Here is a 13,907-nt window from a genome sequence, read left to right as displayed (position 1 = left end):
CGATGCGCGTTCCGTCCCCACCCGGCAGGTTGGGTGCATGACCCCAGAGCCCTCGACCCCGAACAGCGCGCCACCGGGTGGCGCGGTCCCCGCGCTCGAGCTCGCGGGCCTCCGCCGCGAGTTCGCCGACAAGGTGGCGGTGGACAGCATCGACCTCCGGGTACCGCCCGGCTCGTTCTTCGGCCTCGTCGGCCCCAACGGTGCCGGCAAGACCACCGCCCTGTCGATGGCGGTCGGTCTGCTGCGGCCGAGCGCCGGCCGGGCGCTCGTGCACGGTGTCGACGTGTGGTCCGACCCGATCGAGGCCAAGCGGCTGCTCGGTGTGCTCCCCGACGGCCTGGCCCTGCCCGAGCGGCTGACCGGCGGTGAGCTGCTGACCTTCTGGGGCCGGTTCCGCCGGCTGCCCACGCAGACGGTCGCGGACCGCACCGCCGAGCTGCTGCGCATCCTCGAGCTGGAGGAGGCCGAGGCGCTCGGCACGCTCGTGGGCGAGTACTCGACGGGCATGCGCAAGAAGATCGGGCTGGCCACCGCGCTGCTGCACTCACCCCGACTCCTGGTCCTCGACGAGCCGTACGAGGCGGTGGACCCGGTCTCGGCCCGGGTGCTCACGGCCATCTTGCGCCGGTTCACCGACGCCGGCGGATCCGTGATCATCTCCAGCCACGTGATGAGCCTCGTCGAGCAGCTGTGCGACCGGGTGGCGATCATCGCCCGCGGCCAGGTCCTCGCCGACGGCACCCTCGACGAGGTCCGCGGTGGCGGCAGCCTCGAGGACCGGTTCGTGGAGCTCGTCGGCACCACCGATCTCGCAGAGGAGGACCTGGCGTGGATCGGGAGCTGATCTCACTCAAGCTGACCACGCTGCGCCACACCGCCCCGGGCATGCGCCCGGCCGGCTGGGTGATCGGCAGCCTGCTGGCCGCGGCCACCTGGGCGGCCGCGTTCGTCGCCGGCGGTGACGACGCCCGGCACTCGATCCTCACCCTCGGCCTGCTGTTCTGGGGCCTCGGGGCGGCCATCGGCCCGGTGCTGATGAGCGGGGCGGGCACGCTGCGGCCCAGCTGGTTCGCGTTGCTGCCCATCCCCCGGCGCGCACTGGGCCGGGGGCTCCTGGTCAGCGTGTACGTGAGCATCGCCGCCGCGCTGGTGCTCGTCGCGCTGCTCGCGGTCAGCCTGCACGCCGCACTGCTCGACCCCGTCACCCTGGTCGTGGCGATCCCCGGAGCCCTGCTGACCTGGGTGTTTGTCATCGCCCTGTCCCGCCTGGTCTACGGCCTGCTCGGAGCCGCGATGGGCTCGCGCATCGGCATCGAGATCGCGTCGATCCAGTTCGGCCTGATGTTCGCGGGGATGTTCGCCGGCTGGATCCCGGTGTCGATCGCCATCCAGCGCACGCCCGACCTGCTGGCCACGGGCATCACCGACCCCGCCGTGACGAGCGGTCTGGACATGAGCCCCACGTCCTGGTCCGTGCTCGCGGTCGAGCGTGCCGCGCGCGGCGACTGGGGCGGAGCCCTGCTGCTGCTAGGTGCCCTCGCGCTGTGCGCGGGCGCGGCGATCGTGGCCGCCGTGCCGCTCCTGGTGCCCTCGACCAGCCCGCGCACCCGGCGCCGTCGTGGCCGCCGCCGGTCCGCCGGACTGGTCGCGGGAGCCGGGCTCCTGCCCCGCACCCAGACCGGCGCGGTGATCAGCAAGGAGCTCCGGCAGTGGAGCCGCGACGGCTGGCGGATGGTCGAGGTGCAGTCCGCCGTCTGGGGCGGCGTGTTCATCGGGGCGCTCGCGCTGACCAGCGAGGACCTCCGTGTCATCGCCGCGTTCTCCGGCCTGTTCGTCGCCTTCATGCTCGGCATCGCCGCGTGCACCATGTACGGCCAGGACGGCAGCGCCGTGTGGCTCGACGTCGTCGGGCAGGACGAGACCTCGGTCCGGGCGGACGTGCGTGGGCGGCAGTGGGGCGCGGTGCTGGTGTTCCTGCCCAAGGTGCTGGTGGTCACGGCGCTCTTCGTGGTGCTCAGCCAGGCCTGGTGGGCGGTCCCGATCCTGCTGGCCGCCCTGCCCGCCCTGTTCGGAGCCGCCTCCGGCGCGGCGGTCCTCGTGGCCGCCGTGGGCGTGTCGCCAGGCGTCGACCCGCGGCAGCGGGTGGGCCCCAACGACGCCGTGGGGAACATCAGCCTGCACGTCTGGGTGGTGATCCTGCTGATCTCGGTAGCGGTGGCACCCACCGCCGGGATGGTCGCCCTCCTCGCGATGTCGCCCTCGGCGTGGCTGGCGGCGCTCACGGCCGTCGTCGGGCTCGCGAACGGCTTCGGCGCCGCGTGGCTGCTCGGCCGGATCACGATCGGCTACCTGACCGCCCGCCTGCCCGACCTCTTCAGCCGCATCCGGTACGGCCAGGTGTTCCGCGACCCCGCCACGTCGGGCGCGCTCGACTGGTTCGAGTCGGCCACGCTGAAGGGGGAGCAGGAGGCCAAGGCGCGGCAGCAGAAGGAACGTGCGGACCGGGTCGCCAAGAGCTCGGCCCGGTAGGACGTCGCCGTCCGTCCGGCGTCCGGCCGGGCGGACCGCGTCAGGCCGGGCGGACCGCCCGGTGCAGCGCCACGATGCCGGCGGACACGTTGCGGTACGCGGCGTGCTCCCAGCCGGCCTCGAGCAGGAGGTGCGCCAGCTCGACCTGGGTGTGCCAGGTGCGGATCGACTCGGCCAGGTAGTCGTAGGAACCCTTCTCGCGGGTCACGAAGTTCGCCACCACCGGCAGGGCCCGCATCAGGTACTCCTGGTAGACCACCCGGAACGGCGTCCACGTGGGGGTGGAGAACTCGCAGATCACCACGCGCCCGCCGGGCCGGACCACACGCAGCATCTCGCGCAGCGCCACGCTGGTGTCCGCGACGTTCCGCAGCCCGAAGCTGATGGTCACGGCGTCGAAGGACGCGTCGGCGAACGGCAGCCGCATGGCGTCACCCGCCACGAACGGCAGGTCCGGCCGACGCTCCTTGCCGACCTGCAGCATGCCGGTCGAGAAGTCGGAGGGGACGACGAACGCACCGTCGGCGGCGAAGGGCTCGCTGCTGGTCCCGGTGCCTGCCGCGAGGTCGAGCACCCGCTCGCCCGGCATGGCCGCGACCGCCTCGACCGTGAGCCGGCGCCAGCGCCGGTCCTGGCCCAGGGAGATCAGGTCGTTCGTCAGGTCGTAGCGGGCGGCGATCCCGTCGAACATCGACGCGACCTCGGCCGGCTTCTTTTCCAGGCTTGCGCGGGACATGCCGCCATCGTTTCATGTCGCCAGGACGCGGTCACGCGCGCTGTGACCTCCGCTACGGCTCGCGCTTGCGCACGTCGCACACCCTTATCCTGAAGCGGATGATCGTTTCACCTGCCGGACGCACCCCTGGTGCGCCGACCGGCACCACCGCGTCCAGCACCTGGGCAACCCGCGCACCGGCCTCGCCGGACGCCCCGCCAGGCGCGTCGCCGGACCCGCAGCTCGTCGTCCGCACCGTCGCGGTCGACGACCTCCCCGACGGCCCGACCGCGCTCATCGACCGGCTCCCCGACACCCGCGCCCTCGCCTGGGTCCGGCACGGCGACGGCCTCGTGGGCTGGGGCGAGGCACTGCGGTTCGAGACGTTCGGCCCCGGCCGCTTCGCCGACGCCGACGATGCCTGGCGCCAGGTGCTCGACCGCGCCGTCGTGCACGACGACGTGGTCCTGCCCGGCAGCGGCCTCGTCGCGTTCGGGAGCTTCGCCTTCGACGACGTCTCGCCGGGTGACGAGTCCGAGGACCCCGCGCGGGCGAGCGGCGCGCTGATCGTGCCGCGCGTCGTCGTCGGACGGCGGGGCGACCGCGCCTGGATGACGACCATCTCGCTGGTGGGCGACCGGTCCGCCCCGGTGGGCGAGGACCTGCTGACCGCGTACCCGCACCAGCCGGTCGCGGTGCCGGGCCGGGTGGTGCTGGCCGACGGCGCCGTCGGGGCCGCCGACTGGCCGGCGGTCGTCGCGGAGGGGGTCGCTCGGATCCAGACCGGCGAGCTGGAGAAGGTGGTGCTCGCGCGGGACGTCGTCGCCACCGCCGAGCACCCGATCGACGCGCGTCACCTGCTCGGCCGTCTCGCGTCCGCGTACGACGCCTGCTGGGCGTTCAGTGTGGACGGCATGGTCGGCGCGACGCCGGAGCTGCTGGTCCGCAGCGAGAAGGGCCTGGTCGCCTCGCGCGTGCTGGCGGGCACGATCCGCCGCGAGCACGGGCCCGGTTCGCCCGTCGTGCCCGCCGACGCCGACCTGCTGCACGCGGCCCAGCTCGCCCGCTCCTCGAAGGACCTGGAGGAGCACGAGTTCGCGGTGCGCTCGGTGGCCGCCGCCCTGGAGCCGTTCTGCTCGTCGATGAACGTGCCCGAGGCGCCGTTCGTGCTGCACCTGCCGAACGTGATGCACCTGGCGACCGACGTGACGGGGGTGCTGACGGGCCAGACCCCGGCGTCGGGCCGGCGTCCGCCGTCGTCGCTGTCGCTGGCGGCCGCGTTGCACCCGAGCGCCGCGGTGTGCGGCACGCCGACCACCGCCGCCCGCAGCCTCATCCGGGAGATCGAAGGGCTGGACCGGGCCCGGTACGCCGGACCGGTGGGCTGGGTGGGGGCCGACGGGGATGGCGAGTGGGGCATCGCGCTGCGCTCGGCCGAGATCTCGCCGACGGACAGCCGGCACATCCGGCTGTTCGCCGGCTGCGGCATCGTCGCGGCCTCGGACCCCGAGGCGGAGCTGGCGGAGTCCGAGGCCAAGCTGGAGCCGATGCGCTACGCCCTCGGCGCCACCTGACCCCAACCGTTGAGTGCGGGGTATGTGTTGGATCGCTACGGCTGATCCAGCAAATACCCCGCACTCAACGGCGTCGGCTCAACGGTGTCAGGGGGTGCCGGCCGTCGGGCCCTTGCCGATCGGGTCGGTCGGGTCGCCCCAGACCTGCTCGCGGAAGCCGTCCCAGACCTGGATGTCGGACGTCGCGCCGAGGAAGCCCATCCGCGCGTCCGTGGCGGTCAGCAGGATCTCGATGAGCGAGGCGCCCTCGAGGACCTTGGTGGCCACCTCCAGAAGGTCCTGCCCGTCGGGCAGGTCGGCGTGGATCGACGACACGTACATCTGCGCGTCGCCCTCGAGCGAGACGAAGTTTGCCCGGGTGTCCGTGCCCGCCGTCGTGCCGTGGTCGTAGGCGTACGACTTGAGCCAGAACCCGTCGACGACGACCTTGTCGGCCGAGATCTTGATGGCGTCCCTGCGGCCGCCGCCGTCCCCCTTGACCGGCACGTTCGCCAGGCCGATGCCGTTGATACCGGTGAGCGGGATCGTCAGGTCCCGGCTCTCCAGGTCGGCGGGGAGCGAGAAGACGGAGCCGTCCTCCTGGGCGCCGCACTGGCCCGGTAGGTCGACGTTGAGGTCATACTTGCCGCCGAAGCTCACCTTGACGCAGGTACCGAGCTCGGTCCGCAGCGCCTCCTCGATGGTCTCCTGCGGGTCGATCTCGCCGCACGGGTCCGACGGCGCGCTGTCCCCCGCCTCGGGCGGCACCTCGCCGTCCTGCGTCGGCTCCTTGCACTCGGCGGTGTCGTCGCTCGTGTCCCCCGGGCCACCGTCCGCCGCGTCGCCCGCCTTGTCCTGGTCGCCGGCGTCCTTGTCGCTGCCGTCAGCCGGTCCGGTCACGCCGTCGGTGACGTCGTCCGCCGCGTCCCCGACCGGATCCTCGGTCTCGCCGCCGCCCGGCTCGGACGCGCCGGGGTCGGAACCGCTCGGCGCCGGGGTCGCCGAGGCGGACGGGTCCGCCTCGGCCTCGTCGCAGGCGCCGAAGACCACGCACCAGAAGGAGTCGTCCTGCGTGGTCTCGGCGCCCGACGCCGACGCGGGCATATTCGTACCGCCGAGCACCATCGCGCTCGCCACCATGACCGCCGCCGACTTCTGCGACAGCGCGCGCAGTGCGGTGCTGAGCGACTCGACCCGCGGGATCGCCTCCGTGTCCGGGGCGGGCTCGTGCCCGGCGGGCGGGTCCTTCTCGTCGCCCCCAGGGGAAGGGTCCGACGCCGGGGCGTCGTCCTCGACCACGGGGCCCGACGCAGGGTCCGTCGACGCAGGAGCGGCCGCGGCGTCGTCCTCGGCGCCCTCCTGCGTGTCACCCGCGTCGGTGCCGTCGGCCGCCGCGACCGTCTCGGCCGGCGCCCAGGACACGACGATGATGCCGCCGACCACGCCGAGCAGGAACCCGACGACCCAGCCGCCGAGGTTCACTCCGGCGAGCGAGTAGACCGCGATCGACAGCGCGATCACGCCGTAGAAGATCCGATGAACGGGCTGAGCGATCGACAGGATCCCGAGCATGATCAGGGCGATCGGGAGGATCGTCGCCTGGGCGCCCTCCACCCCGAACTGGAGCATGATGTTCATGCCGAGCTGGTCCAGTGTGATCGGGCCGGACAGAAGCATCTCCAGACCAGCGAGCGCTACCAGCACACCCCCGACGAACGGCCGCTGCTTGCGCCAGGGACGGAAGTCCCGGCGCCAGTCAGCAAGCTTCGTACGAAGTCCGGGGCGGCCGGCGTTCGCCTGGCCGTCACCCGGACTCAGAAGCACTCGGTGCCGTCCGTGATCTTGAGGCTGAGGTCCGTCAGCTGGAAGACGGCGGCCTGGGTGCTCCACGAGACCTGCTCGAGGTTCGAGATGTCCACCGAGTCGGAGTCCATCGCGAAGTCGCCGGCGTCGCCCTTCTTGGCGGTGTTCACCGTCGAGGCGTCGACGCCGATGCGGATGTTCTTGAAGATGGCGGTACCCGAGAGGTCGTTCATGCCGATCTGCAGGTCGGTGGCCTTCGCGGGCTCCTTGCCGGTGCCCGCCGAGATCAGCAGCCCGACCTTGCCGAGCGGCGTGTCCTGCACGACCGACTGGCACAGGTTGTAGAGCTGGGCGTCCTTGATGTTGGCGATGGCAGCGGGGTGCTGCGTGCCGTCGGAGGCGGTCGCGACGCCTGCGTACTGGGAGAAGCCGGTCCCGGCGAGCTTGTCGGCGCCGATCTTGAACTGGCTGCCGGAGATGGCGAACGAGACGGGCACCGCGCCCTGAGCAACCCCACCGAGCAGAATGCTGGCGGCGATCGTGACCGGAATGACTGCGAGAGCCACGCGACCCTTGCGCGACCCCGTGAGCTTGCTGAGCTTCATTGGTTTCCCCTCGATGCCAATGTGAGGACGACTACGCCGTCGCCCCGACGCGACGTTAGCGCGACTACTGAATGAGCGTCAATTGCCCCGCTGACAGCGCCGCAAAGCATGCCGGATATGCTCGAACCATGGCAACAGCCCGTCGCACGCGACTTCGCCCGGAGGAACGCCGCAACCAGCTCGTGGCACTGGGAGTCGCCACTCTCGCGGACCGACCGCTGGCCGACGTGACCGTCGAGGAGATCGCCGCCGAAGCCGGTGTCTCGACAGGTCTCGTCTACTACTACTTCGGTTCCAAGAACGGCCTGCACCACGAGATCGTGCGCCGTGCGCGCGACTCGATGCTGCACGCCTCGGAGCCCCAGCCGGAGCTCCCGCCGGCTGAGCGCCTGGTCAGCACGCTGACCAGGCTCGTCGCGTACGTCAAGGAGCACGGCCCCACCTTCTACTCGCTCGTCCGCGGTGCGGCCAGCGGTGACGAGGAGGTGCGAGCCGTCATCGAGGACGCCCGGCGCCAGCAGACGGAGCGCGCCCTCGCCGTGCTCCTGGAGCTGGGCGTGCCCGAGACGGAGCTGCTGCGCGTGGCGGTCCGCTCCTGGGTGGCGCTCGCCGAGCAGGCGCTGGTCGACGGTGGCATCAACTCGGACCTCACCGACGAGGAGCTCGTCGGTTACCTCGAGCGCAGCCTCGGCGGCGTCGTCGCCGCCGTCGTGCCGGGCGCCTCGGAGGCGCTGTTCGGAGTCCCGTCCACGCTCTGAGCCAGGCTCCGGTCCGGCAGGAGCGGCCGGCTCCGGGCTCAGAGCGCCTTGACCATCAGCAGGCAGGGGTCGTCGACCCAGAGGTCGGGGAACTCCTCCACCGGGTGGAATCCACAGGCTGTGTAGAACGCGCGGGTCTGGTCGAACCCCGGGTCGTGCGCCGAAGGACCGAGCGTCTTGACGCTCAGCAGCCGCACGCCCTGGGCACGGAGGTCCTCCTCGACGCGCTCCAGGAGGGTCCTGCCGATTCCTGAGCGGTGATGCTTGCGCCGGACGGCCAGCAGGTGCACCTCCGCCGACGTCGGATAGCGCTGGTCGAGGAGCAGCACGCCCAGCACGTCCTCGAACGGGATCTTGCCACCGTCGGCGTCGATCCCCGGAGCCGGACCGCCCGGCACGGCTCCCGGGGGCGGGGCTCCGGGCGCGGGAACAGCCACATAGTTGGGGAACGTGGCCGCCGCCTCGACGTACTCGTGCGTGAACCGGTCTATGCCGAACCACTCCGGCAGCTCCTCGAGGATGTCGTGCGCGGCATCCGATCGGCCGAGGGTCCTGACCACGGTAAACGTCCCAGACACGCGGCCTAACTTAGACCGGGCGGGCCAAGTTCACCCGCTGAACGCGAATACGCGAGGCAGAGCTCTGGCGAGCTGGAACGAGAGCGAGGTAGAACGCCGGATCGCGTTCTACCTCGCCACGGTTCTACCTCGGCTCGCCACGGTTCTACCTCGGCGAGAGGGGGTCAGCCCTGGTTGCCGAACCACTCCTGCATCCAGTCGGGGATGTTGTTCGGCGCGCTCTGGTCCGAGCCGGAGTCCGGCTGCTGCTGTCCCTGCGAGCCCTGGTCCTGGGTCGCCGACTCCTCCTTGACCGCGAGCGTGACGGTGACCTCCTCGGTGCTGCCGTCACGCACCACGGTCAGCACCGACTCGTCCCCGGCCTGCTTCTCCCGGACGAACGCCGTGAGCGACGCCGAGCCGTTGACCGCGTCGCCGTCGATGGCGACGATCACGTCGCCCTGCTGGAGGCCCGCGTCGCCGGCCGGCGAGTCCGCGGTGACCTCCACGACCCCCGCGCCGCGCCGGGTGACGTCGTCGGCCGTGGCGGTGGCGTCCTGGAGCGAGACGCCGAGGAACGCGTGCTCGGCGGTGCCGTCCGCCTTGAGCTGGTCACCGATCTGCGTGGCGAGGTTCGACGGGATGGCGAAGCCCAGCCCGATCGAGCCGGAGCCGCCCGACGACATCCCGCCCGACAGGGTGGCGATCGAGGACGTGATGCCGATGACCTCGCCCGACGCGTTGAACAGCGGTCCACCCGAGTTCCCCGGGTTCACCGCGGCGTCGATCTGGATGGCGTTGGTGACCACCTGGTCCGAACCGTCCTCGGCGCTGGCCGTGACCGGGCGGTCCAGGGCGGACACGATGCCCGTCGTGGCGGTGTTCGCCAGGCCCAGCGGGTTGCCGAGCGCCATCACGGGCTCGCCCACCACGACGTCCGACGAGTCCGCGAACTTCGCGGACCTGAGGTCGGACGGCGGGTCGGAGAGCTGCACGACGGCGAGGTCGGTGGCCGGGTCGGTACCGACGATGTCGGCCTCGAACACCCGGCCGTCGCTCAGCGTCACCTGGACCGTCGACGCGTCGGCGACGACGTGGTTGTTGGTGAGGATGCGGCCCTCGGCGTCCAGCACGACGCCGGAACCCTCCGCGCCGCCGCCCTGGCTCTCCACCTGGATCGCCACCACGGACTCCTGCACCGCCGAGGTGACGGACGTCCAGTTCGGGTTCTCGACGGTCGAGCTCCGTACGGGCACGTTCTCGCCGGCCGTCTGCCCGACGTCAGCCAGGGAGGCGACGCCGTCCGAGTCGTTGGTGAGCGAGATGGCGCCGGCGGTGCCCAGGCTGGCCAGCAGCGCGGCGGCTGCGGCCGCGCTGACCACGGGGACCCAGGTGCGGTTCCTCGTCCGGGGCTCGTCGGACGCCGTCTCCGTGGCCGGGGCGGCGTAGGGGTTGACGTAGCCGGACGTCGAGCCGGTGGTAGGCGCCGCGTTCTGCACGGGCAGCGGGTGCTGGACCGGCCCGCCCACGGGTACGGACGCGGGTAGGGACGCGGGTGCCGGGGACGGCGCGGCGCCCGGCTGCGCCGGGTTCGAGGGCTGCGCGGCGTTCGAGGACTGCTCAGGTGCCGCGTCGTGTGCCGGCGCCGCGACCGGCAGCTGCCGGGTGGGCTGCGTCGCGGGCGGCAGTTGCTCGGTGGGCTGCGCCGCGGGCGGCTGCTGGTCCGGCTGCGGTGTGGTGCTGTTCTCGTCGGTCATCGTGACCCTCCTTGAAGTCAGAACCAGTTGACACCCCCATCCTTGCTCCAGCCTTGGACGAGTCTGTGAGTTTCCTGCACGCCCTCACGGCTGGACGGCGGCGACCAGGCGGCGCGCCAGCTCCCTGGTCTCCGCCTGCCGGTCCGCACGTGGCACCCGCACCTCGATGACCTTGATGCCGTGGCTCGGCGCCTGCAGCGCGTGGCGCAGGGTCGGTACGTCCTTCACCAGCTGATGGTCCACGCCGTACCCCGCGCACAGCTGCGCCAGGTTCGACCCGTGCGGCGTCCCGAAGACCCGCTCGAACGTGGCGCTCGCCGCGCTGCCGCTGTCGGCGAGCGCGCCGTGCTCCAGCGTCGCGAAGATCGAGCCGCCGTCGTCGTTCACCACGACGATCTCGAGGTCCACCGAGGGCTCGTGCGGCCCGCGGAGCAGACCGCCGATGTCGTGCAGGAACGTGAGGTCGCCCAGGAGGGCGCGCGTACGCAGGCCGCGGCGCGCGGCGGCGAGCGCGACCCCGACCGCCGTCGACACGGTGCCGTCGATGCCCGCGAGGCCGCGGTTGGCGAGGACCGCCGGGCCCGGGCCGTCGAGGCCGAGCACCAGCTCGAGGTCCCGCACGGGGTTGGACGAGCCGACCACCAGCAGGTCGTCCGGCCCGAGCACCGCGGCGACGGCCCGGGCCACGGAGAGCGCGGTCGGCCCGCCGAGGACGGCGTCGTCGCAGGTGACCTCGTCGAGCACGCGGGCAGCCTGTGCCCCGGCGGCACGCCAGCGCTCCAGGAAGGCGGACGGCGGCGGCGTGGACGTCTCGAACCAGGCGGGCGCCACGCCGGGCAGCACGACAGCGGCGTTGCGGGCGGCGTCCGGCCACGGACCGGCGCCCGGCGCGACCACGGAGACCGTGACGTCGGGCCGGGCCAGCAGCCGCTGCACCGGCCGCGAGAGCGTGGGCCGGCCGAGGACGACCACCTGCTCGATGCCTGCGGCGAGCTCCTCCGACCCGAGCAGCACCCGGTACGCGGCGATCGCGTTGGGCCCGCCGGCCGCGCCCGACGACGGTTCCGCGAACAGCGGCCAGCCCTGCACCTCGGCGAGCTGCCGGGCATCGGTGCCCGCACCGTCACCCGCGACGACGACGGTGCGCGCCGGGTCGCCCGGCAGCGCGGGTGACGCGACGTGCTGCAGCACCGCGGGTACGACGAGCGGCGGATCCGGCGTGGGGTAGCCCTCCTGCGCGGTGTCCGCGGGCAGCCCCGGCAGGGGGGCCGACGGCGCCAGCGGGTCCCGGAACGCCAGGTTGAGGTGCACCGGCCCGGGATGCCCCGACCGGAAGCCGAGGGCGGCGCTGACGGCGCGCCCGGTGATGCTCCGCAGGTCCCGGAGCTCCTGCTCGCTCGCGGTGCCCGGCTCGATGTCGGGCTCGCCCGTCAGGCCCTGGCTGCCCGACGGCGCCGGCACGTCCACGGCGAAGCGCACCGCCGAGCCGAAGATGCCCACCTGGTCGGTGGTCTGCGAGGCCCCGGTGCCGCGCAGCTCGTGCGGCCGGTCGGCGGTGAGCAGGATCAGCGGCAGCCCGGTGTGGCTCGCCTCCAGCACGGCGGGATGCAGGTTCGCGACGGCGGTCCCCGACGTCGTGACGACGGCGACCGGCGCACCTTCCGAGGCCTTCGACAGGCCGAGCGCCACGAATCCCGCCGACCGCTCGTCGATCCGCACGTGCAGGGTGACCCGGCCGGCGTCGGCGGCCTCCGCGACCGCATAGGCGAGAGGGGCGCTGCGCGAGCCGGGCGCGAGCACGATGTCCTCCACACCCCGACTGACCAGGTCCGCGACCAGTGCACGAGCGGCGGTGACGGCGGGCGGGATGGTCATGCGTCCTCCAGGATCCGGGTCAGTCGGTGATACCGCGCGAGCCAGCGCTCGGCGGTCAGGTGGTCGGCCGCGGCGGCCGCGAGCGCCCCGGGCGAGGGCTCGGGGCGGCGGACGGGGAGCGCGCCGTCGACGGGCAGCAGCGGCTCGGTGACGACGTCGTGCACCAGGAGCTGGGAGGTCGCGAGCCCGCAGGCGTAGCGCAGGTCGGGCAGGGCGGCGGCGAGGGCGACGCCGGCGGCGAGGCCGACCGAGCTCTCCAGCGCGGACGAGACGACGACGGGTAGCCCCACCTGTTCGGCGAGCTCGAGGCACGCGCGGACCCCGCCGAGGGGCTGGACCTTGAGGACCACGATGTCGGCGGCTTCCTCGCGCACGACGCGCAGGGGGTCGGAGGCGCGGCGGATGGACTCGTCGGCGGCGACGGGCACGTCCTGCTTGCGGCGGACGAGGGCCAGGTCCTCGACCTCGGCGCAGGGCTGTTCCACGTACTCGAGCCCGCCCGCCGCGCGGTCGATCTCGACCAGGTGGGCCAGGGCCTCGTCGGTGGTCCAGGCGGCGTTGGCGTCGATCCGGAGGGCGCCGTCGGGCCCCAGTGCCTCGCGGACGGCGGCGACCCGCTCGACCTCCGCGGACACGGGCTCGAGCGTTCCGTCGGGGCCGCGCTGGGCGACCTTGACCTTGGCGGTACGGCACCCGCCGGACGCCAGGACGATCTCCCGTGCCCGTTCCGGACCGACGGCGGGGACCGTCACGTTCACCGGGACGCGCTGCCGGACCGGTTCGGGCCAGCCGACGAAGGCGGCCTCGCGGGCCGCACGCAGCCACGTCGACGACTCCGCGTCGTCGTAGTCCCAGAACGGCGACAGCTCGCCCCAGCCGGCGGGGCCGCGCAGCAGGACGCCGTCACGCACGTCGATCCCGCGAAAGCGGGTCCGTAGGGGCGTCGACCAGACGACGGGTTCACCGATCAGCACAGGGCCAGGCTAACGACCCCGGCGAGCCGGAAACGGCTCCGCCGGCTGCTGACATCGGTTCAGCAGGCTTCAGGACGCCGGAACCGCCGGCCGGATGGTCCGACCTAACCTGCTGAACGAGAATCAGCGCCGCCCTCCTCGACCGGCTCGTCCGCGCGGTGGGCGCCGTAGTAGGCCGACTGGCGGCGCATGAGCTCGCGCATCGGGACGTCCCTGCCGGTCCCATACACGGTGCCCGGGAAGTCGAGCTCGCGCTGGATCGCCCAGATCTCCTCGTGCCGGTCCGGCGGCAGGATCGTGGCGGGGGTGCCCACCGCTACCCAGCCGATCGGCACGACCGCTCCCGGGGCGACCGTGGTGTTCACCTGCACGACGCCGTGGATGCGCACCTCCGCGCCCGCCCCGATGACGCTGCCCGGGAACAGCGCCGCGCCGGTCGCGATGAAGGCCTCGTCCTCGACGGTGCTGCCGTTGACGTGAGCGTGGGGGCCGACCAGCACGGCGGACCCGATGCGGGCGGGATGGTCCCGGCGCCCGCGGACGAGCGCGTTCTCCATGACGACGGTGTCCTCACCGATCACCACGGCGCCGTCCTCGGCCGTGAGCACGGCTCCGTGCAGGATCCTCGCACCCGCGCCGACGCGGACGTCACCGACGACGGTCGCCGACGGGGCGACGTAGGCGGAGGGATCGATCGAGGGGTCGAGACCGCGATGGCGGATCAGCATGTCAGGGTTCCTCTCGCCGCCGTCACACTGGTGCCGACGTCTGGTGTGTTCTT

The 13,907-nt window shown here is 72.9% G+C and carries 12 protein-coding genes; 4 read left to right on the top strand and 8 right to left on the bottom strand.

Annotated features, from left to right (window positions below):
* The first annotated feature begins 37 nt into the window (after window positions 1–37).
* Both LUM46_RS24905 and LUM46_RS24900 read left to right on the top strand, forming a co-directional pair.
* Complete coding sequence (locus tag LUM46_RS24905) at window positions 38–844, top strand: ABC transporter ATP-binding protein (RefSeq protein ID WP_274997792.1); 807 nt, start codon at window positions 38–40, stop codon at window positions 842–844.
* Complete coding sequence (locus tag LUM46_RS24900) at window positions 829–2,529, top strand: hypothetical protein (protein ID WP_274997791.1); 1,701 nt, start codon at window positions 829–831, stop codon at window positions 2,527–2,529. Before LUM46_RS24905 ends, LUM46_RS24900 begins: the two co-directional genes overlap by 16 nt.
* A 40-nt stretch (window positions 2,530–2,569) precedes the next feature.
* Here LUM46_RS24900 and LUM46_RS24895 read toward each other — a convergent pair whose 3' ends face one another.
* Window positions 2,570–3,265, bottom strand: a complete 696-nt coding sequence (locus tag LUM46_RS24895; protein ID WP_274997790.1) for a demethylmenaquinone methyltransferase — start codon at window positions 3,263–3,265, stop codon at window positions 2,570–2,572.
* 98 nt (window positions 3,266–3,363) lie between these two features.
* Here LUM46_RS24895 and LUM46_RS24890 point away from each other — a divergent pair, with 98 nt between their 5' ends.
* Window positions 3,364–4,818, top strand: a complete 1,455-nt coding sequence (locus LUM46_RS24890) for an isochorismate synthase (protein ID WP_274997788.1) — start codon at window positions 3,364–3,366, stop codon at window positions 4,816–4,818.
* Window positions 4,819–4,905: 87 nt separating this feature from the next.
* Here LUM46_RS24890 and LUM46_RS24885 read toward each other — a convergent pair whose 3' ends face one another.
* Together LUM46_RS24885 and LUM46_RS24880 are read right to left on the bottom strand one after the other, a co-directional pair.
* Complete coding sequence (locus LUM46_RS24885; RefSeq protein WP_274997787.1) at window positions 4,906–6,621, bottom strand: DUF6114 domain-containing protein; 1,716 nt, start codon at window positions 6,619–6,621, stop codon at window positions 4,906–4,908.
* Window positions 6,612–7,205, bottom strand: a complete 594-nt coding sequence (locus LUM46_RS24880) for a DUF6230 family protein (protein WP_274997785.1) — start codon at window positions 7,203–7,205, stop codon at window positions 6,612–6,614. Before LUM46_RS24880 ends, LUM46_RS24885 begins: the two co-directional genes overlap by 10 nt.
* 128 nt (window positions 7,206–7,333) lie before the next feature.
* On the opposite strand from LUM46_RS24880, the gene LUM46_RS24875 reads away from it, so the two are divergent.
* Window positions 7,334–7,963 carry a TetR/AcrR family transcriptional regulator gene (locus LUM46_RS24875; protein ID WP_274997783.1) on the top strand — a complete coding sequence of 210 codons (630 nt, stop codon included), beginning with the start codon at window positions 7,334–7,336 and terminating at the stop codon, window positions 7,961–7,963.
* 38 nt (window positions 7,964–8,001) lie between these two features.
* Here the strand turns inward: LUM46_RS24875 and LUM46_RS24870 are convergent, their stop codons facing one another.
* The 5 genes from LUM46_RS24870 to LUM46_RS24850 all read right to left on the bottom strand — a co-directional run bounded on the left by LUM46_RS24870 (window position 8,002) and on the right by LUM46_RS24850 (window position 13,854).
* The gene (locus tag LUM46_RS24870; RefSeq protein ID WP_274997782.1) at window positions 8,002–8,541 is read right to left on the bottom strand and encodes a GNAT family N-acetyltransferase; all 540 of its coding nucleotides are present in this window, start codon (window positions 8,539–8,541) and stop codon (window positions 8,002–8,004) included.
* A 164-nt stretch (window positions 8,542–8,705) separates the two neighbouring features.
* Window positions 8,706–10,277, bottom strand: coding sequence for a S1C family serine protease (locus tag LUM46_RS24865; protein ID WP_274997781.1), 1,572 nt, complete (start codon window positions 10,275–10,277; stop codon window positions 8,706–8,708).
* 84 nt (window positions 10,278–10,361) lie between these two features.
* Complete coding sequence (gene menD, locus LUM46_RS24860; RefSeq protein ID WP_274997780.1) at window positions 10,362–12,152, bottom strand: 2-succinyl-5-enolpyruvyl-6-hydroxy-3-cyclohexene-1-carboxylic-acid synthase; 1,791 nt, start codon at window positions 12,150–12,152, stop codon at window positions 10,362–10,364.
* Window positions 12,149–13,126, bottom strand: coding sequence for an o-succinylbenzoate synthase (locus LUM46_RS24855; protein ID WP_274997779.1), 978 nt, complete (start codon window positions 13,124–13,126; stop codon window positions 12,149–12,151). The genes menD and LUM46_RS24855 overlap by 4 nt, the downstream gene beginning before the upstream one ends.
* Before the next feature lie 104 nt (window positions 13,127–13,230).
* Window positions 13,231–13,854 (bottom strand): gamma carbonic anhydrase family protein, encoded by a 624-nt coding sequence (locus LUM46_RS24850; RefSeq protein WP_274997778.1) that lies wholly within the window; start codon window positions 13,852–13,854, stop codon window positions 13,231–13,233.
* Window positions 13,855–13,907 lie beyond the last annotated feature (53 nt).

It is taken from the genome of Promicromonospora iranensis (assembly GCF_028994805.1).
GTDB classification, from domain to species: domain Bacteria; phylum Actinomycetota; class Actinomycetes; order Actinomycetales; family Cellulomonadaceae; genus Promicromonospora; species Promicromonospora iranensis.
This window is presented reverse-complemented; position numbering and strand designations above follow the sequence as displayed.

What these genes read in the sequence shown, in the direction of transcription:
- LUM46_RS24875 (WP_274997783.1), top strand. Translation starts at nt 7,334, where the DNA reads ATGGCAACAGCCCGTCGCACGCGACTTCGCCCGGAGGAACGCCGCAAC.
- LUM46_RS24865 (WP_274997781.1), bottom strand. Translation starts at nt 10,277, where the DNA reads ATGACCGACGAGAACAGCACCACACCGCAGCCGGACCAGCAGCCGCCC.
- LUM46_RS24850 (WP_274997778.1), bottom strand. Translation starts at nt 13,854, where the DNA reads ATGCTGATCCGCCATCGCGGTCTCGACCCCTCGATCGATCCCTCCGCC.
- LUM46_RS24880 (WP_274997785.1), bottom strand. Translation starts at nt 7,205, where the DNA reads ATGAAGCTCAGCAAGCTCACGGGGTCGCGCAAGGGTCGCGTGGCTCTC.
- LUM46_RS24905 (WP_274997792.1), top strand. Translation starts at nt 38, where the DNA reads ATGACCCCAGAGCCCTCGACCCCGAACAGCGCGCCACCGGGTGGCGCG.
- LUM46_RS24890 (WP_274997788.1), top strand. Translation starts at nt 3,364, where the DNA reads ATGATCGTTTCACCTGCCGGACGCACCCCTGGTGCGCCGACCGGCACC.
- LUM46_RS24895 (WP_274997790.1), bottom strand. Translation starts at nt 3,265, where the DNA reads ATGTCCCGCGCAAGCCTGGAAAAGAAGCCGGCCGAGGTCGCGTCGATG.
- menD (WP_274997780.1), bottom strand. Translation starts at nt 12,152, where the DNA reads ATGACCATCCCGCCCGCCGTCACCGCCGCTCGTGCACTGGTCGCGGAC.